This window comes from Thauera sp. DNT-1, from assembly GCF_055393985.1.
This window is the reverse complement of record NZ_AP043752.1, coordinates 4,260,154-4,277,132: the sequence shown is the minus strand read 5'-3', so window position 1 is coordinate 4,277,132 and position 16,979 is coordinate 4,260,154. Positions and strand designations below refer to the sequence as shown.

Sequence of the window (16,979 nt, the reverse complement as noted above, 5' to 3'; positions counted from 1 at the left end):
CCTTCAGCCGAGACACCATGACCCGAGCGATGATCCTCGCCGCCGGTCGCGGAGAGCGCATGCGCCCGCTCACCGACCACACCCCCAAGCCGCTGCTCGAGGCGGGCGGCAAGCCGCTGATCGTGTGGCACATCGAACGCCTGCGCGCCGCCGGCTTCCGCGAGCTCGTCATCAACCACGCCCACCTCGGCCACCGGCTCGAAGGAGCGCTCGGTGACGGCGCGGCCTTCGGCGTGCGCATCGCGTGGTCGCCCGAGGCCAGCGCGCTGGAGACCGCCGGTGGCATCCGCCACGCCCTGCCGCTGCTCGGTGACGCCCCCTTCGTCGTGGTCAATGGCGACGTGTTCTGTGACGCCGACTTCGCCGCCCTGCGCGTTGCCGCCGCGGACCTGCGCGCCGACGGCGCGCTCGCCCACCTGCTGCTGGTGGACAACCCCGCGCACCACCCCGAAGGTGACTTCCGCCTCGACCCGGACGGCCTGGTCCACGCCGACGGCCCGCCGCGGCTGACCTTCTCCGGCCTCGGCGCCTACCACCCCGCGCTGTTCACCGGCCTCGCCGACGACACCCCCGCCAAACTCGCCCCCCTGCTGCGCGCAGCGATGGCCGCACACAAGGTCACCGGCCGGCGCCACGGCGGACGCTGGATCGACGTCGGCACGCCGCAGCGCCTGGCCGAACTCGACCGCGAGCTCCAACACAAGAGGCCCTCTTGAACACCGATAAAGCCAAGCGCCTGATCGAGACCGTGCTCGATCAAGCCAGACGCATCCGCCCGGCCGTGGTCCCCGCCCTGGCCGTGCTCGTCCTCGCGCTCGCCTGGACGGCCGTCAGCCACCTCGTCGGCGAGGTGTCGTATGCCGAGGTCGAGGCGGCACTCGCCGCGACGCCGGACCGGGCGCTCGCCATCGCGCTCGGCTGCACCCTGCTCAGCTTCGTCGCCCTGATGGTGTACGACCTCGGCGCGCTCGACTTCATCGACCGCAAGGTCCCGCGCAACGTCGTCGCGCTGACCTCGTTCTGCGCCTACTCGGTGGGCAACACGGTCGGCTTCGGGCCGCTGACCGCCGGCGCGATCCGCTACCGCTTCTACACGCCCTACGGCCTGGAGCCCGACGAGGTCGCCCGCATCGTCGCCTTCGTCACCGCCGCCTTCGCGATCGGGCTGGCGGCGACGGCGGCCATCGGTCTGCTCGTCGCCGCCGATGAACTGGCCATGCTGTCGGTCGCGCCGTTCGTGCTGCAGCTGATCGGCGGCGGCATGCTGGCCGCCTTCGTGGCGCTCTGCCTGGCCGCTGGAGAGGGCAGGACGGTGAGCCTGTTCGGCTCTCCTGCACGCCTGCCCTCGTGGCGCCAGATGGTCCGCCAGCTGGTCGCGACCATCGTCGACATCGGCGCCTCGGCCACCGTGCTGTGGGTGCTGCTGCCCGCCGGCAGCATCGACCTGCCGGCCTTCGTCGCGATCTACACGGTCGCCGTCGGCCTCGGCGTGGTGAGCCACGTGCCGGCCGGCCTGGGGGTGTTCGAGACGGTGATCGTCGCCGCGCTGAACGGACGCCTGCCGATCGACCAGATCCTGAGCGCACTCATCCTCTACCGCGTGATCTACCACCTGGCGCCGCTGATCCTGGCGGTGCTGCTGATCACCGCGCTGGAGCTGCGCAAGGCGGCCCGGACGCCGCTGATGGCCGCGGCCCTGAAGGCCGGGCACCGCCTGGCGCCCCCCTTGATCGGCGCATTCACCCTGGTGCTCGGCGCAGTGCTGGTGTTCTCGGGGGTCACCCCGGCGAGCGAGGAGGCCCTGGACGTGCTGAGCGACGTGGTGCCGCTGCCGCTGCTCGAAGGCGCCCACTTCCTCGGCAGCGTGCTCGGCATGGCCTTGCTGATCATCGCGCGCGGGCTGGTGTACCGCCTCGACGGCGCCTGGTGGCTGGCCGTGATCGTCGTTCCGCTGTCGGCCATCTTGGCCTTCTTCAAGGGCCTGGCCCTCGGCGAGGCGCTGATGTTGACGGCCCTGTTCGCGGCCCTGCTCGCCTCGCGGCGCGCCTTCTCGCGCCACGCCTCGCTACTCCATCAGGCGATGGCGCCGGGCTGGCTCGCCGCGATGGGCGTGCTGCTGGTGACGGCGGTCGCGATCCTGCTGTTCGTCTACAAGGACGTGGATTACAGCCACTCGCTGTGGTGGCAGTTCGAGTTCTACAGCGAGGCACCGCGCAGCCTGCGGGCGCTGATCGGCATCACACTCACCGCCGGCCTGGGCGCATGGTGGACGCTGATGAAGCCGGTCGGGGTGCGCTCGGCCCTGCCGGATGAAGAAGCGCTCGAGCGCGCCCGCCGGATCGTCGCCGCCCAGGCCCACGTCGACGCGGGCCTGGTCGCCATGGGCGACAAGCGCCTGCTGTTTTCCGAGGATGGCCGCGCCTTCATCATGTACGCGATCCAGGGGCGTTCCTGGGTCGCCCTGTCCGATCCGATCGGCCCGCGCGAGACCTGGCCGGAGCTGGTGTGGAACTTCGCCGAACTGGCCCGTCATGCCGGCGGTCGTGCGGTCTTCTACCAGGTCGCCCCCGAATCGCTCGGCCTCTACGCGGATGCCGGCCTGATGGCGTTCAAGCTCGGCGAGGAGGCGCGCGTCCGACTCTCCGAGTTCGACCTCAAGGGCGGCAAGCGCGCCAGCCTGCGACAATCGCTCAACCGCGCCGAGCGCATGGGCCTGAGCTTCGAGATCCTTTCCGGACCGGCGCTGGACGCCTGCATGGACGAGCTCTCCGCACTCTCGGGTGCATGGCTCGCGCAGCACAAGGCGCGCGAGAAGCGCTTCTCGCTCGGCGCCTTCGACCCGGCCTACGTGCGCCGCCAGCCCGTCGCCCTGCTGCGCCAGGAAGGGCGCGTCGTGGCCTTCGCCAACGTGCTGCTCACCGACCTCAAGCAGGAGGCCACCGTCGACATGATGCGCTTTTCCGCCGACGCGCCCAACGGCGCGATGGAGGCGCTGCTGCTGCACCTGATCCTGCACTTCCAGCGCGAAGGCTACGAATGGTTCCTGCTCGGCATGGCACCGCTGTCCGGCCTGTCGGCGAGCGCGGCCGCGCCGATCTGGCACCGCGTCGGCAGGACGGTGTTCGAGCACGGCGAACGCTTCTACAACTTCAGCGGCCTGCGCGCCTTCAAGGCCAAGTTCCTGCCCGAGTGGCAGCCCCGCTACCTTGCGGTGGCGGGTGGCATCAACCCCATGCTCGCGCTGGCGGACATCACCGTGCTGATCAGCGGCGGGCTCAAGGGAGTGATCGGCAAATGAACCTGCCCCATCGATTCCTCGCGTCCCTCGCCCTGGCCGCCATGCTGTCCGCAGGCGCGCCGGGCACGTCCGCCGCGGATCCCGAGATGACGATCGGCGCGCCGCTGAAGATCCTCCCCGCCACGCCGCCCACCGGCGCCGTGGTGCTGTTCTCGGACGCGGACGGCTGGGACGGCCCCGAGCGCGGCGCGGCGGAGGCGCTGGCGAAGCAGGGCTTCGTGGTGATCGGCATCGACCTGGCAGGCGTGATGCGACGCATGCGGGCGCGCCACGACGACTGCAGCATCCTGATCGGCGAGATCGAGGCGGTCAGCCACGAACTCCAGCGCCAGACGGGCGCCCATGCCTACCATTTCCCGGTGCTGGCGGGGGTCGGCGAAGGCGGGACGATGGCGCTCGCGGTCGCCGACCAGGCTGCGGCCGCGACCCTCGCCGGAGCGGTCGCGGTCGACCCGCTGCCCGCAGCCGCACTGCGCCGGGCGCTATGCGGCCACGACGGCCGGCCGACCGACGGCACCGCAAGGCTGATGCCGCCGCCCCTGCCCTTCTCGGTGGAATTGATCGCCAGCACGGACGCGGGCCAGGCCACACACACGCTCGTCGCCCGGCTCGCGGCGGGGCGGCACGACGTGCAGGTCACCGACAGCCCCGAAAAGCCCGCCGCCGCGCTGCTGGCCGGAGTCGGTCGCGCCGGGCATCCACGCCAGGACGACGCGCTCGGCGACCTGCCGCTGGTCGAACTCCCCGCGCCCGGCCCGGGCACGGGCGCCTTCGCCATCCTCTACTCGGGCGACGGCGGCTGGCGGGACCTCGACAAGGACGTCGCCGCGCTGCTGCAACGCGAGGGCTTGCCGGTGGTAGGCGTGGACGTGCTGCGCTACTTCTGGTCGCAGCGCTCGCCCGAACAGGGCGCGCGCGATCTCGCCCGCATCATCGACGCCTACGCCAGGCGGTGGAAGGCCACGCGCGTCGTGCTGATCGGCTACTCCTTCGGCGCGGACGTCCTTCCCGCGCTCTACAACCGCCTGCCGGCCGACATGAAGGGTCGCGTCGTGCAGATCTCGCTGCTCGGGTTCGCAACCCGCGCGAGCTTCGAGGTCACGGTCTCCGAATGGCTCGGCCACGCGCGCGAGGACAGCGTGCCGACCCTGCCCGAAGCGCTGCGCATCGATCAGCGCCTGCTGCAGTGCTTCCAGGGCGACGAAGACGACGAGGCCGCCTGCACGGGCCTGGGCGCCGGGGCAGAGATCATCCGCACCAGCGGCGGACACCATTTCGACGGCGACTACGAAGCCCTCGCCCGCCGCATCCTGCACGGCGTGGAGCGGCGTTCGCCGCATTAGGCGCAAGCGGCCCGCAGCGTCGCCGCGTGACATAATTCCGCCCATGAACGCACCCGGCACCGCCCCCATGGACACCACTCCCTTCCGCGCCCGCCGCGCCCGCCTGCTGCAGCGCATGCAGACCGCCGGCGGCGGCGTCGCCATCCTGCCCACCGCCCCCGAGCGCGTGCGCAACCGCGACGCCCACTACGCCTACCGCCACGACAGCTACTTCTACTACCTCACCGCCTTCCGCGAACCCGAGGCCGTGGTCGTGCTGGTGGCGGGCAAGGAGGCGAAGCAGATCCTGTTCTGCCGCGAGAAGAACGAGGAACGCGAGATCTGGGACGGCTACCGCTGGGGCCCCGACGCGGCGCGCGCGGCCTTCGGCTTCGACGAGGCGTGGACCATCGGCGACCTCGAAAGGCGCCTCCCCGACTACCTCGCCGACCAGCCCCTGCTGTGGACCAGCCTCGGCTACGACAACGACTGGGACGCGCGCGTACTCGGCGCGCTCAACGCCGTGCGCGACAAGGCCCGCAGCGGCCTCACCCCGCCGCATTCCGTGCGCGACCTGCGCGCCGAACTCGACGAGATGCGCCTCGTCAAGGACGCTTCCGAGCTCGCCACGATGCGCCGCGCCGCCCGCATCTCGGCCGACGCCCACTGCCGCGCCATGCGCGCCACCCGCCCGCGGCGCTTCGAATACGAGATCGAGGCCGAGCTGCTGCACGCCTTCCGCGCCGCCGGCAGCCAGGCCCCCGCCTACACCAGCATCGTCGCCGGCGGCGCCAACGCCTGCGTGCTGCACTACGTCGACAACGACCAGATCCTGCGCGACGGCGACCTGTTGCTGATCGACGCCGGCTGCGAGCTCGACGGCTACGCCTCCGACATCACCCGGACCTTCCCGGTGAACGGCCGCTTCTCCGGCCCGCAGCGCGAGGTCTACGAGCTCGTGCTCGCCGCCCAGGCCGCCGCGCGCGAGGCCACCCGCCCCGGCGCGCACTGGAACCAGCCGCACGACGCCGCGGTGAAGGTGCTCGCCCAGGGCATGCTCGACCTCGGCCTCCTCCAGGGCAGCCTGGACGGCGTGCTCGAGAACGGCGACTATCGCCGCTTCTACATGCACCGCACCGGCCACTGGCTGGGCATGGACGTGCACGACGCCGGCGAATACAAGCTCGGCGGCGAGTGGCGGCCGCTGGTCGAAGGAATGGTGCTGACCATCGAGCCGGGCTGCTACATCCGTCCCGCCGACGACGTGCCCGAGGCCTTCTGGAACATCGGCATCCGCATCGAGGACGACGCGGTCGTCACCGCCGGCGGCTGCGAGCTGATCACCGGGGACGCGCCCAAGGCGGTCGCGGACATCGAGGCCTTGATGCGGGACCTCCGTCATGGCTGACAACGCTCCCGACCGCATCCATGACCTGCTGATCGTCGGCGCCGGCCCGGTCGGCCTGGCGTTGGCGCTCACCTTGAAGTACGCCGGCCTCGACATCGTGCTCGCCGACGCGCGCACGCGCGAGGCGGTGGCGCGCGACCCGCGCGACCTCGCGCTCGCCCACGGCACCCGGCTCACGCTGCAGCGACTGGGCGTGTGGAATGGGCTGCCGAGCACGGCGATCGAGCACATCCACATCTCGCACCAGGGCGGGCTCGGCCGCACCCTGATCGACGCCGCCGAGCACGAACTGCCCGCGCTCGGCTACGTCGCCTCGGCCGGCGCGCTCGCCGCGGCCCTGCGCAAGGCGGTCGATGCAGCGGGCATCCCGGTGTTCGACGAGACCGAGATCACCAACCTGGCCGCGGGCGAGGACGACGTGATCGCCAGCCTGGCCGGTGCCGGCCGGCCCGCCCCCACCCTGCGCGCCCGCCTGGCGGCCTGCGCCGAGGGTGGCCTGCGCGCGGGCGACCCCAACGTGGTCGAGCACGACTACGGCCAGCACGCGCTCATCGCCGACGTGCAGGTCGCGGGCGGACATCGCCACACCGCCTTCGAGCGCTTCACCCCGCAGGGCCCGGTGGCGCTGCTGCCCAAGGGCGAGGGCTACGCGCTGGTGCATGTCGCCCGCCCCGCGACGGCCGACGAACTGCTGGCGCTCGACGATGCCGCCTACCTCGCCCGCCTGCAGGCCCACATCGGCGGCCGCGCGCGCCTCACCGGCGTCGGTCCGCGCCTGCGCTACCCGCTCGTGCTGCGCTACCGGCGCTCGACCATCGCCCAGCGCACGGTGTGGCTCGGCAACGCCGCGCAGACCCTGCACCCGGTCGCCGGACAGGGCTTCAACCTCGCGCTGCGGGATGTGTGGGCGCTTGCCGACGCGCTGCTGCGCGCAAGCGAGGCGGCTCGACAGCGTTCCGACGACCCGGCTGCGAGCCTATTCGACGCCGGCGCCACTTCCATCCTCGCAGGCTATGCGAACGCCCGCGCCCTGGACCGCCTCGGCACGATGCGTTTCACCGACACCCTGGTGCGGGTGTTCAGCAACGACTTCGCACCGCTGCGGCATGCGCGCGGCGCGGCGCTGTTCGCCCTCGACCTGATTCCACCGCTGCGCAACTTCGTCGCACGCCGCATGATGTTCGGGGCGCGCGCCTGGCCGTGATGCCGGGCGGCCGCAGCACCGCGGTTCACGCGCCGCCCGAATCGCGACTTGCGTCGCTCCTACGAGAACCACCGCAACTTGGCGCGCGGACAGATGTCGATCGTGGGAGCGACGCGAGTCGCGATCGTGGGAGCGACGCGAGTCGCGATTGCAGCCGCTGCGCGCCCGCCAACGCCGGTCGCATCCGGCACCGCCGGTCGCGACGCGCGTCGCTCCTGCAAGACCGCCGCGGCTCGACCGATCAGAACGCCGGCACCACCGCGCCCTGGTATTTGTCGGCGAGGAACTGCCTGACCTCGGGCGAGTTCAGCGCGGCGGCGAGCTTCTTGATCGCCGGGCTGGTCGCGTTGTCCTCGCGCGCCACCAGCAGGTTGGCGTAGGGCGAGGTGGCGTCCTCGATGAACAGCGAGTCCTTGACCGGGTTGAGCTTGGCCTCGATCGCGTAGTTGGTGTTGATCACCGCCAGGTCGACCTGGTTGAGCACGCGCGGCAGGGTCGCAGCCTCGAGCTCGCGGATCTTGAGCTTCTTCGGGTTGTCGGCGATGTCCTTCTGGGTGGCCGAGATGTTGTTCAGGTCCTTCAGCGTGATGAGGCCGTTCCTGGCCATCAGCAGCAGCGCGCGGCCCGAGTTGGACGGATCGTTCGGGATCGCCACCGTCGCGCCCTCGGGGATGGCGGCCACCGACTTGTGCTTGGCCGAGTAGGCGCCCAGCGGCTCGACGTGGACCTTGGCGACCACGGTCTGGATGTCGTTCTTCTGCTTCTGCTTGAACGCGTCGAGGTAGGGCTGGTGCAGGAAGAAGTTGCCGTCGACGCGCTTCTCGTTGGTCTGCATCGAGGGCTGGACGTAGTCGGTGAACACCTTGATCTCGAGTTCCACGCCCTCCTTGGCCAGCATCGGCTTGACGAACTCGAGGATCTCGGCGTGCGGCACCGGGGTGGCGGCGATGACCAGGCGGTCGGCGGCCACGGCGGCGGTGCCGGCGGCCAGGGTGAGCGTGCCGAGGGCGGCCGCCAGGAGTTTGCGCAGGGTAAACGACATCGTTGAAGTCTCCTTCGTGGGGATCACTTGCGGGTGAAATACAGCACCAGGCGGTCGCCCGAGTACTGGATGATCTGGACGAGCACGACCAGCAGGGCGACGGTGATCACCATCACCTCGGTCTGGAAGCGCTGATAGCCGAAACGGATCGCGAGGTCGCCGAGGCCGCCGCCGCCGATCACGCCGGACATCGCAGCATAGGACATCAAGGTGATCGCCGTCACGGTGACCGCGGCGATCAGCCCGGGCAGGGCCTCGGGCAGCAGCGCACCGAAGATGATGCGATGCGTGCGGATGCCCATCGCCTGGCAGGCCTCGATGACGCCGCGGTCGACCTCGCGCAGCACGTTCTCGACCAGGCGCGCGAAGAAGGGCGCGGTGCCCACCACCAGCGGCGGGATCGCGCCCTCGACCCCGAGCGAGGTGCCGATCAGGATCACCGTGACCGGGATCATCACGATCAAGAGGATCAGGAAGGGCACCGAGCGCAGCACGTTGACCACGAAGGACAGCACCGTATAGACGAAGCCCTGCTCCAGCAGCTGGCGCCTGGCGGTGACGAACAGCAGGATGCCCAGCGGCAGGCCGAGCAGGATGGTGAAGAGCAGCGACACCCCGGTCATGACCAGGGTCTCCCAGGTCGCGATCCAGATGTCGCTCCAGTCGATGACGGACAGGTCCATTACTGCAGCACCTCGTGGTGGATCTGGTGGCGGTCGAGCTCGGCGAACACCTCGCGGATGTCGTCCTCGCTGCCCTCGAGCTCGAGCAGCAGCTGGCCGAAAGGGACGTCCTTGATGCTCGAGACCTCGCCCTGCAGGATCGTGATCTGCACCTTCGCGCCCGCCATGATGCGGCTCAGGATGGGCTGGTAGGTGACGTCGCCGATGTAGGTCAGGCGCACCAGCGTGCCGCGCAGCTTGTCCTTCATGTAGGCGTGCGCCGGATCGAAGCTCGCCGCGGCGAGCGCGTCGCTCTGCGCCACCATGCTGCGCGTGACCGGATGCCGCGGGTGCAGGAAGACGTCGGCCACCCTGCCCGACTCGACGATGCGCCCGCCGTCGATCACCGCGACGCGGTCGCAGATGGTGCGGATGACCTGCATCTCGTGGGTGATCAGCACGATCGTGAGGCCGAGCTGGCGGTTGATGTCGAGCAGCAGGCGCAGGATGGACTGGGTGGTCTCGGGGTCGAGCGCCGAGGTCGCCTCGTCGCACAGCAGGATCTGCGGCCGGTTGGCGAGCGCGCGCGCGATGCCCACGCGCTGCTTCTGCCCGCCCGACAGTTGCGACGGATACTTGTGCCCCTGCTCGGACAGTCCGACCAGCGCGAGCAGCTCCTTCACCCTCTCCGCACGCTCGGCGGCATTCGTGTGCCCGGTCGCCTTCAGGGGCCAGTCGATGTTGTCGGCGACGGTCTTGGCGCCGAGCAGGTTGAAGTGCTGGAAAATCATGCCGACGCGCCGACGCAGCGCGTACAGGCCCTCGCTGTCGAGCGTGGTGATGTCCTCGCCGTCGATCAGCACGCGCCCGGCCGAGGGGCGTTCGAGCAGGTTGAGGGTACGGATCAGCGTGCTCTTGCCCGCGCCCGAGCGGCCGATGATGCCGAACACTTCGCCGGCGCCGATCTCGAGCTCGATGTCGGCGAGCGCCTCCACCTCGCGGCCGTCGGCGGCACGGTAGGTCTTGCGCAGGTTTTCGATGCGGATCACGGGAGCTTTCCGGACTGGAAAAAAGCCTGAGATCTTACCCGCAGCCCGGACTCGACACCACTACGGGGAACTTGTAGGCTCGCCGCCACCCGGGCATCCGCCCTCCTGCTCATCCTCACCGCATCCCCCGCCCGAAGGACCGCGCATCATGCAGCACGACGCCAAGCTCTCCCCTGCCACCCTCGCCGCCCAGGGCACGGGCGCCACCCCGATGCCGCACCGCGACATCGTGCCGCCGATCCACCTGGCGACCACCTTCGAGCGCGCCGAGGATGGCAGCCTGCCCGGCGGGCGCATCTACGCGCGCGACGCCAGCCCGGCCTACGACCCCGCCGAGGCCCTGCTGTGCGAGCTGGAAGGCGGCGCTCGAGCGGCGCTGTTCGCCTCCGGCATGGCCGCGGCCTCGGCGGTGCTGCTGGCGCTGAAGCCGGGCGCGCGCATCGTCGCGCCGCACGACATGTACTGGTCGCTGCGCAACTGGATGATCGGCTTTGCCGCCAACTGGCAGATCGCGCTCGATTTCTACGCCGACGCCGCGGAGCTCGCCGCACTGCTGCAGCGCCCGGCCGACCTGGTGTGGGTGGAGACGCCCGCAAACCCGACCTGGGAAATCCTCGACATCGCGCGCGCCGCCGAACTCGCCCACGCCGCGGGCGCGCGCCTGGTGGTGGACTCCACCGTGCCGACCCCGGTCTTCACCCGGCCGCTGGCGCTCGGGGCCGACGTGGTGATGCACTCGGCGACCAAATATCTGAACGGCCACTCGGACGTGGTCGCCGGCGTTCTGGTGACGCGCGCCGAGGACGACTTCTGGGCGCGCATCAAGACCGCACGGGCCGCCGGCGGCGCGGTGCTCGGCCCGTTCGAAGCCTGGCTGCTCAACCGCGGCCTGCGCACGCTCTTTCCCCGCGTGCGCACCGCTGCCGCCTCGGCGCTGCGCATCGCGCAGCATTTCGAACATCACCCGGCGCTGCTCGCCGTGCTCTACCCCGGCCTGCCCTCGCACCGCGGTCACGACATCGCCTGCCGCCAGATGGAAGGCGGCTTTGGCGCCATGCTGTCGCTGCGCGTGAGAGGCGGCGAGGATGCCGCACGCCGGGTCGCCGGCGCGGTGAAGATCTTCCGCCGCGCGACCTCGCTCGGCTCGGTCGAGAGCCTGATCGAGCACCGCGGCCCGATCGAGGGTCCGGGCACGCGCTGCCCGCTCGACCTGCTGCGCCTCTCGGTGGGCATCGAAGATAGCGACGACCTGATCGCCGACCTCGAACAGGCGCTGCAGCAAGCAAACGAGCCCTGAAGCCCGAGCGGGTTTCGTCCGCAAGCCGCCCCCACGTTTCCGGTCGCGGGGCCGGGGTGGGGGTCGCCGCCCCCGCGACGTCCTCCGCCGAGGGCAGCCCGCAGCGCAGCGAAGGGCCGCGAGGGCAGGCGGCGACCTCCACCCCGGCCCCGCGACCCCGCGCCGCGCACTGCAGCAGTTGCCCTTTCGCACTCACCGCCCCCTGCCTCCACGCACACCACGACACGCAGAGCGCGCCACGCCCGACGCACCATCCGTCGTGCGCCCGACAGACGCCTCCAGGGAGCTGCGCAGCATCAGCGTGTTGCACACGCGCCCCAACAAGCGCACGGCCAGGATCGATAGGGTAAAATGCTTCGTTTCCCCTCGTCCTTCCAACCATGCAGTTTGCCGGCTTCACCCTGCGCAACAACCTCTTCGTCGCCCCCATGGCCGGCGTGACGGACCGCCCCTTCCGCCAGCTCTGCAAAAAGCTGGGCGCAGGCGTCGCCGTATCCGAGATGGTCACCTCCAATTCGCTGCTCTACGGCAGCGAGAAGACCCGCCGCCGCGCCGACCATACCGGCGAGGTCGATCCGATCTCGGTGCAGATCGCCGGCGCCGATCCGGCGATGATGGCCGAGGCCGCGAAGTTCAACGCCGACAACGGCGCGCAGATCATCGACATCAACATGGGCTGCCCGGCCAAGAAGGTGTGCAACGTGATGGCCGGCTCGGCGCTGATGCAGGACGAGCCGCTGGTCGCGCGCATCCTCGAGGCCGTAGTCAAGGCTGTGCCCGATACCCCGGTCACGCTCAAGTTCCGCACCGGCTGGAACCGCGCCAACAAGAACGCGCCGACGATCGCGCGCATCGCCGAGGAGTCCGGCATCCGCGCCATCGCCATCCACGGCCGTACCCGGGCCGACCAGTACATGGGCGAGGCGGAGTACGACACCATCGCCCACGTCAAGACCCTCGTGAACATCCCGGTGATCGCCAACGGCGACATCAGCAGCCCGCAGAAAGCCAAGCACGTGCTCGACTACACCGGCGCCGACGGCGTCATGATCGGGCGCGCGGCGCAGGGCCGGCCGTGGATCTTCCGCGAGATCGAGCATTTCCTCGCCACCGGCGAGCTCCTGCCGCCGCCGCTGGTGAGCGAGATCCACCAGGTGTGCCGCGAGCACCTCGCCGACCTCTACGCCTTCTACGGCGACGACCGCGGCGTCAAGATCGCGCGCAAGCACATCTCCTGGTACACCAAGGGCCTGGTGGGCTCGGCGGCCTTCCGCCGCGCGATGAACCAGATCCCCGACATTCCCGCCCAGCTCGCCGCGGTGGACGACTTCTTCGGCCAGCTCGCCGAGGCCGGCGCCCGCCTGAGCTACGAGCACGAGCGCGCGCCGCACGCCGAATATCCGCAGGAACTCGCAGCATGAGCCGCAGCAACGAGATCGCGGACGCCGTCGTCCGCACCCTCGACCAGTATTTCCGAGACCTCGACGGCGAGAAGCCGGCGGCGATCCACGACATGGTGATCCGCAACGTCGAGCGTCCGATGCTGGCCTTCGTCCTCCAGCAGGCCAGGGGCAACCAGACCGTGGCCGCCGAGATGCTCGGCATCAACCGCAACACGCTGCGGCGCAAGCTGACCGAATACGACCTGCTCTGAGCGGGTGCTTCCCCTTTTCCTCCATCCTTCCGCTTCCGGCCCAACGATGAACGTGACCCAAGCCCTGATCAGCGTCTCCGACAAACGTGGCGTGCTCGACTTCGCCCGCAAGCTCTCCGCGCTCGGCATCAAGCTGCTGTCGACCGGCGGCACCGCCAGCCTGCTGCGCGAGGCCGGCCTGCCGGTGACCGACGTCTCCGAGCACACCGGCTTCCCCGAGATGCTGGACGGCCGGGTCAAGACCCTGCACCCGAAGGTGCATGGCGGCATCCTCGCCCGCCGCGATCTCGCCGAACACATGGACACCATCGCCGCCCACGACATCGGCCGCATCGACCTGGTGGTGGTCAATCTCTACCCCTTCCAGCAGACCGTGGCCAAGCCCGACTGCACGCTGGAAGACGCGATCGAGAACATCGACATCGGCGGCCCCACCATGGTGCGCGCCGCGGCCAAGAACCACGGCAACGAGCAGGGCGGCGTCGGCATCGTCACCGACCCCGAGGACTACGGCTGCATCATCGAAGAGCTCGAGGCCAACGCCGGCAAGCTCAGCCACAAGACCCGCTTCGCGCTCGCGGTGAAGGCCTTCACCCACACCGCGCGCTACGACTCGGCGATCTCCAACTACCTCACCGCGCTCGTCACCAACGAGGCCGGCGACGTGTCGCTGCAGACCTATCCCGAGCGCCTGCAGCTCGCCTTCGACAAGGTGCAGGACCTGCGCTACGGCGAGAACCCGCACCAGACCGCGGCCTTCTACCGCCAGCCCGGCGCGGCCGAGGGCGGCGTGGCCGGCTACACCCAGCTGCAGGGCAAGGAGCTGTCCTACAACAACATCGCCGACGCCGACGCGGCCTGGGAATGCGTGAAGGCCTTCGACGGCTCGGCGGCGGCCTGCGTCATCGTCAAGCACGCCAATCCCTGTGGCGTGGCCGTCGCCGCCAGCCCGCTCGAGGCCTACAAGAAGGCCTTCTCCACCGACCCCACCTCGGCCTTCGGCGGCATCATCGCGTTCAACGGCGAGGTCGACCGTGCCGCGGCCGAGGCCGTTTCGGCACAGTTCCTCGAGGTGCTGATCGCGCCGTCCTACACCGCCGACGCGCTCGAGCTGCTCGCGAGCAAGAAGAACGTGCGCGTGCTCACCTGCGCGCTCGGACAGCCTGCCGGTGCCTTCGACTACAAGCGCGTCGGTGGCGGCCTGCTGGTGCAGAGCGCCGACGAGGCCCGCATCCAGATCGCCGACCTCAAGGTCGTCACGAAGCGGGCGCCGACGGAAGCCGAGATGCGCGACATGCTCTTCGCCTGGCGCGTGGCCAAGTACGTCAAGTCCAACGCCATCGTGTACTGCAAGGACGGCATGACCATCGGCGTCGGTGCCGGCCAGATGAGCCGCGTCGACTCGGCGCGCATCGCCAGGATCAAGGCCGAGAACGCCGGTCTGCAGATCGCCGGCTGCGTGGTCGCCTCGGACGCCTTCTTCCCCTTCCGCGACGGCCTCGACGTGCTCGCCCAGGCGGGTGCGACCGCGGTGATCCAGCCCGGCGGATCGATGCGCGACGAAGAGGTGATCGCGGCAGCCAACGAGCAGGACATCGCCATGGTGTTCACCGGCTTCCGTCACTTCCGTCACTAAGAACGACCACCCCAGCAGAGCTTCGGAGCAGCACATGAAAGTCCTCGTCATCGGTTCCGGCGGCCGCGAACACGCGCTGGCCTGGAAACTTGCCCAGTCGCCCAAGGTCACCCGCGTGCTGGTGGCGCCGGGCAACCCCGGCACCGCTGCCGAAAAGCTGCTGCAGAACGTTCCCGTCACCGACATCAAGGTGCTGGTCGAGCTCGCCAAGCACGAGCACGTCGCCTTCACCGTGGTCGGCCCCGAGGCGCCGCTGGCGGCTGGCGTGGTCGATGCCTTCCGCGCCGCCGGCCTGCCGATCTTCGGTCCGACCAAGGCCGCCGCCCAGCTCGAGAGCTCGAAGGACTTCGCCAAGCAGTTCCTCGTCCGCCACAACATCCCGACCGCGAAGTACCAGACCTTCGCGGATGCCGCCGCCGCACACGCCTACGTCGACGCCGAGGGTGCGCCGATCGTGATCAAGGCCGATGGCCTGGCCGCGGGCAAGGGCGTGGTGGTGGCGATGACGGCCGACGAGGCGCACGCCGCGATCGACATGATGCTGCTCGACAACCGCATGGGCGATGCGGGTGCGCGCGTCGTCATCGAGGAGTTCATGGAGGGCGAGGAGGCCAGCTTCATCGTCATGGCCGACGGCAAGCACGCGCTCGCGCTCGCCACCAGCCAGGACCACAAGCGCCTGCACGACGGCGACCAGGGCCCCAACACCGGCGGCATGGGCGCCTACTCGCCCGCCCCGGTGGTCACCCCCGACGTGCATGCGCGCGTGATGCGCGAGGTCATCAACCCGACGCTGACCGGCATGGCCGCCGAGGGCCTGCCCTACACCGGATTCCTTTACGCCGGGCTGATGATCGACGGCGAGGGCAAGCCGCGCGTGGTCGAGTTCAACTGTCGCATGGGCGATCCCGAGACGCAGCCGATCATGATGCGTCTGAAGACCGATCTCGCCGATCTGATCGAAGCCGCCATCGCCGGCAAGCTCGACCAGACCGAGGCCGAGTGGGACCGCCGCTTCGCGCTCGGCGTCGTGCTCGCCGCTGCAGGCTACCCGGAGAGCCCGCGCAAGGGCGACGTCATCACCGGGCTGCCCGCCTCCGAGCAGGAGGACGTGCATGTCTTCCACGCCGGCACCGCGCTGCAGGACAGCCAGGTCGTCACTGCCGGCGGGCGCGTGCTGTGCGTGACCGCGCTCGGCGACAACGTGCGCAGCGCGCAGAAGCGCGCCTACGAGGTCGCCGACGGCATCGTCTTCGAAGGCCGCCAGTACCGCCGCGACATCGGCCACCGCGCGATCGGCCGCAAGACCGCCTGATCGCCGGGCGCCGTGCAGGCGCCCCATCGCCGTCTCCGCCTCCGCGAGCGACGGCGTAGCTCTCACCCAGCGCCGACGTCCGCGCGCGAAGCTCTCGCGGGGCGCTGGCGCGCCAATGCCACGGAGGTCCCGCATGGATCCACGCAGCGTCAAACCCTGGTTCACCGAGCTGCAGCGCCACATCGTCGAGCGCCTCGAGGCCTTCGACGGCCAGGCCTTCCGCAGCGACGGCTGGGACCGCCCGGGCGGTGGCGGCGGCCTCACCCGAGTGATCGAGGACGGCAATTTCTTCGAGCGCGGCGGGGTGAACTTCTCGCACGTGATGGGAGACGGCATGCCCGCCTCGGCCACGGCGCATCGCCCCGAGCTCGCCGGCCGCCGCTTCGAGGCCATGGGCGTGTCGCTGGTGCTGCATCCGCGCAATCCGTATTGCCCCACCGTGCATATGAACGTGCGCTGCTTCGTCGCGCTGGCCGAAGGCAAGGATCCGGTGTGGTGGTTCGGCGGCGGCATGGACCTGACGCCCTACTACCCCTTCGAGGAGGACGTGCGCCACTTCCATCGCAGCTGCAAGGCGGCGGTGCTACCCTGGGGCGGCGAGGCCGAGTACGCCCGCCTCAAGGACTGGTGCGACCGCTACTTCTTCCTCAAGCACCGCAACGAGCCGCGCGGCGTGGGCGGGCTGTTCTTCGACGACCTCGGCGCCGACGGAAAGACCGGTTTCGACACCGCCTTCGGCCTCACCAAGGCGGTGGGCGAGGCCTTCCTGGGTGGGTACCTGCCCATCGTCGAGCGCCGCCGCGACATCCCCTACGGCGAGCGCGAACGCGACTTCCAGGCTTACCGGCGCGGCCGCTACGTCGAGTTCAATCTCGTCTTCGACCGCGGCACGCTGTTCGGCCTGCAGTCGGGCGGACGCACCGAATCCATCCTGATGTCGATGCCGCCGGTGGTGAAGTGGCGCTACGACTGGCGCCCGCAGGAGGGCTCGCCCGAGGCCAGGCTGTACGAGGAATTCCTCGTCCCGCGCGCTTGGGCCTGATTTGTCGGATCGCGAGCAGCGGACAAAAAAACGGGGCCTCGCGGCCCCGG

The 16,979-nt window shown here is 70.3% G+C and carries 14 protein-coding genes; 11 read left to right on the top strand and 3 right to left on the bottom strand.

Annotated elements, in window-relative coordinates:
• Positions 1 to 29: 29 nt before the first annotated feature.
• The 5 genes from murU to ACZ5PP_RS19625 are packed head-to-tail and all read left to right on the top strand — an operon-like array spanning position 30 to position 7,232.
• Positions 30 to 716, top strand: coding sequence for an N-acetylmuramate alpha-1-phosphate uridylyltransferase MurU (gene murU, locus ACZ5PP_RS19645; protein ID WP_464827070.1), 687 nt, complete (start codon positions 30 to 32; stop codon positions 714 to 716).
• Entirely contained in the window at positions 713 to 3,298 is a 2,586-nt protein-coding gene (gene mprF / locus ACZ5PP_RS19640) for a bifunctional lysylphosphatidylglycerol flippase/synthetase MprF (RefSeq protein WP_052484382.1), read from the top strand. The genes murU and mprF overlap by 4 nt, the downstream gene beginning before the upstream one ends.
• A complete protein-coding gene (locus ACZ5PP_RS19635) occupies positions 3,295 to 4,641 on the top strand; it encodes a virulence factor family protein (protein ID WP_043742869.1) in 1,347 nt (448 codons plus the stop codon). The genes mprF and ACZ5PP_RS19635 overlap by 4 nt, the downstream gene beginning before the upstream one ends.
• Before the next feature lie 43 nt (positions 4,642 to 4,684).
• Positions 4,685 to 6,028 (top strand): aminopeptidase P N-terminal domain-containing protein, encoded by a 1,344-nt coding sequence (locus ACZ5PP_RS19630; protein ID WP_043742870.1) that lies wholly within the window; start codon positions 4,685 to 4,687, stop codon positions 6,026 to 6,028.
• The gene (locus tag ACZ5PP_RS19625; protein ID WP_464826495.1) at positions 6,021 to 7,232 is read left to right on the top strand and encodes an FAD-dependent monooxygenase; all 1,212 of its coding nucleotides are present in this window, start codon (positions 6,021 to 6,023) and stop codon (positions 7,230 to 7,232) included. The genes ACZ5PP_RS19630 and ACZ5PP_RS19625 overlap by 8 nt, the downstream gene beginning before the upstream one ends.
• 241 nt (positions 7,233 to 7,473) lie before the next feature.
• Here ACZ5PP_RS19625 and ACZ5PP_RS19620 read toward each other — a convergent pair whose 3' ends face one another.
• The 3 genes from ACZ5PP_RS19620 to ACZ5PP_RS19610 are packed head-to-tail and all read right to left on the bottom strand — an operon-like array spanning position 7,474 to position 9,985.
• A complete protein-coding gene (locus tag ACZ5PP_RS19620) occupies positions 7,474 to 8,274 on the bottom strand; it encodes a MetQ/NlpA family ABC transporter substrate-binding protein (protein WP_043742872.1) in 801 nt (266 codons plus the stop codon).
• Positions 8,275 to 8,297: 23 nt separating this feature from the next.
• Positions 8,298 to 8,957: a methionine ABC transporter permease gene (locus tag ACZ5PP_RS19615; RefSeq protein ID WP_004308713.1), complete on the bottom strand. Its 660-nt coding sequence runs from the start codon at positions 8,955 to 8,957 to the stop codon at positions 8,298 to 8,300.
• Entirely contained in the window at positions 8,957 to 9,985 is a 1,029-nt protein-coding gene (locus tag ACZ5PP_RS19610; protein WP_004308711.1) for a methionine ABC transporter ATP-binding protein, read from the bottom strand. The genes ACZ5PP_RS19615 and ACZ5PP_RS19610 overlap by 1 nt, the downstream gene beginning before the upstream one ends.
• Positions 9,986 to 10,133: 148 nt before the next feature.
• On the opposite strand from ACZ5PP_RS19610, the gene ACZ5PP_RS19605 reads away from it, so the two are divergent.
• The 6 genes from ACZ5PP_RS19605 (at position 10,134) to hemF (ending at position 16,929) form a co-directional block, all read left to right on the top strand.
• The gene (locus tag ACZ5PP_RS19605; RefSeq protein WP_004308709.1) at positions 10,134 to 11,282 is read left to right on the top strand and encodes a trans-sulfuration enzyme family protein; all 1,149 of its coding nucleotides are present in this window, start codon (positions 10,134 to 10,136) and stop codon (positions 11,280 to 11,282) included.
• A gap of 380 nt (positions 11,283 to 11,662) precedes the next feature.
• Positions 11,663 to 12,703, top strand: a complete 1,041-nt coding sequence (dusB, locus tag ACZ5PP_RS19600) for a tRNA dihydrouridine synthase DusB (RefSeq protein ID WP_464826494.1) — start codon at positions 11,663 to 11,665, stop codon at positions 12,701 to 12,703.
• Positions 12,700 to 12,936 (top strand): helix-turn-helix domain-containing protein, encoded by a 237-nt coding sequence (locus ACZ5PP_RS19595; RefSeq protein WP_004308706.1) that lies wholly within the window; start codon positions 12,700 to 12,702, stop codon positions 12,934 to 12,936. Before dusB ends, ACZ5PP_RS19595 begins: the two co-directional genes overlap by 4 nt.
• Positions 12,937 to 12,982: 46 nt before the next feature.
• Entirely contained in the window at positions 12,983 to 14,572 is a 1,590-nt protein-coding gene (gene purH / locus ACZ5PP_RS19590; RefSeq protein ID WP_004308704.1) for a bifunctional phosphoribosylaminoimidazolecarboxamide formyltransferase/IMP cyclohydrolase, read from the top strand.
• Positions 14,573 to 14,606: 34 nt separating this feature from the next.
• On the top strand, positions 14,607 to 15,887 hold the full coding sequence (gene purD, locus ACZ5PP_RS19585; protein ID WP_004308702.1) for a phosphoribosylamine--glycine ligase: 1,281 nt from the start codon (positions 14,607 to 14,609) through the stop codon (positions 15,885 to 15,887).
• Positions 15,888 to 16,020: 133 nt separating this feature from the next.
• Positions 16,021 to 16,929, top strand: a complete 909-nt coding sequence (gene hemF / locus ACZ5PP_RS19580; RefSeq protein ID WP_004308701.1) for an oxygen-dependent coproporphyrinogen oxidase — start codon at positions 16,021 to 16,023, stop codon at positions 16,927 to 16,929.
• Positions 16,930 to 16,979 lie beyond the last annotated feature (50 nt).

Bases quoted from the DNA above. Each gene is read 5' to 3' on its own strand.
- ACZ5PP_RS19605 (WP_004308709.1), top strand. From the start codon at position 10,134: ATGCAGCACGACGCCAAGCTCTCCCCTGCCACCCTCGCCGCCCAGGGC.
- ACZ5PP_RS19615 (WP_004308713.1), bottom strand. From the start codon at position 8,957: ATGGACCTGTCCGTCATCGACTGGAGCGACATCTGGATCGCGACCTGG.
- ACZ5PP_RS19630 (WP_043742870.1), top strand. From the start codon at position 4,685: ATGAACGCACCCGGCACCGCCCCCATGGACACCACTCCCTTCCGCGCC.
- purD (WP_004308702.1), top strand. From the start codon at position 14,607: ATGAAAGTCCTCGTCATCGGTTCCGGCGGCCGCGAACACGCGCTGGCC.
- ACZ5PP_RS19595 (WP_004308706.1), top strand. From the start codon at position 12,700: ATGAGCCGCAGCAACGAGATCGCGGACGCCGTCGTCCGCACCCTCGAC.
- hemF (WP_004308701.1), top strand. From the start codon at position 16,021: ATGGATCCACGCAGCGTCAAACCCTGGTTCACCGAGCTGCAGCGCCAC.
- ACZ5PP_RS19625 (WP_464826495.1), top strand. From the start codon at position 6,021: ATGGCTGACAACGCTCCCGACCGCATCCATGACCTGCTGATCGTCGGC.
- ACZ5PP_RS19620 (WP_043742872.1), bottom strand. From the start codon at position 8,274: ATGTCGTTTACCCTGCGCAAACTCCTGGCGGCCGCCCTCGGCACGCTC.
- purH (WP_004308704.1), top strand. From the start codon at position 12,983: ATGAACGTGACCCAAGCCCTGATCAGCGTCTCCGACAAACGTGGCGTG.
- murU (WP_464827070.1), top strand. From the start codon at position 30: ATGATCCTCGCCGCCGGTCGCGGAGAGCGCATGCGCCCGCTCACCGAC.
- ACZ5PP_RS19635 (WP_043742869.1), top strand. From the start codon at position 3,295: ATGAACCTGCCCCATCGATTCCTCGCGTCCCTCGCCCTGGCCGCCATG.
- dusB (WP_464826494.1), top strand. From the start codon at position 11,663: ATGCAGTTTGCCGGCTTCACCCTGCGCAACAACCTCTTCGTCGCCCCC.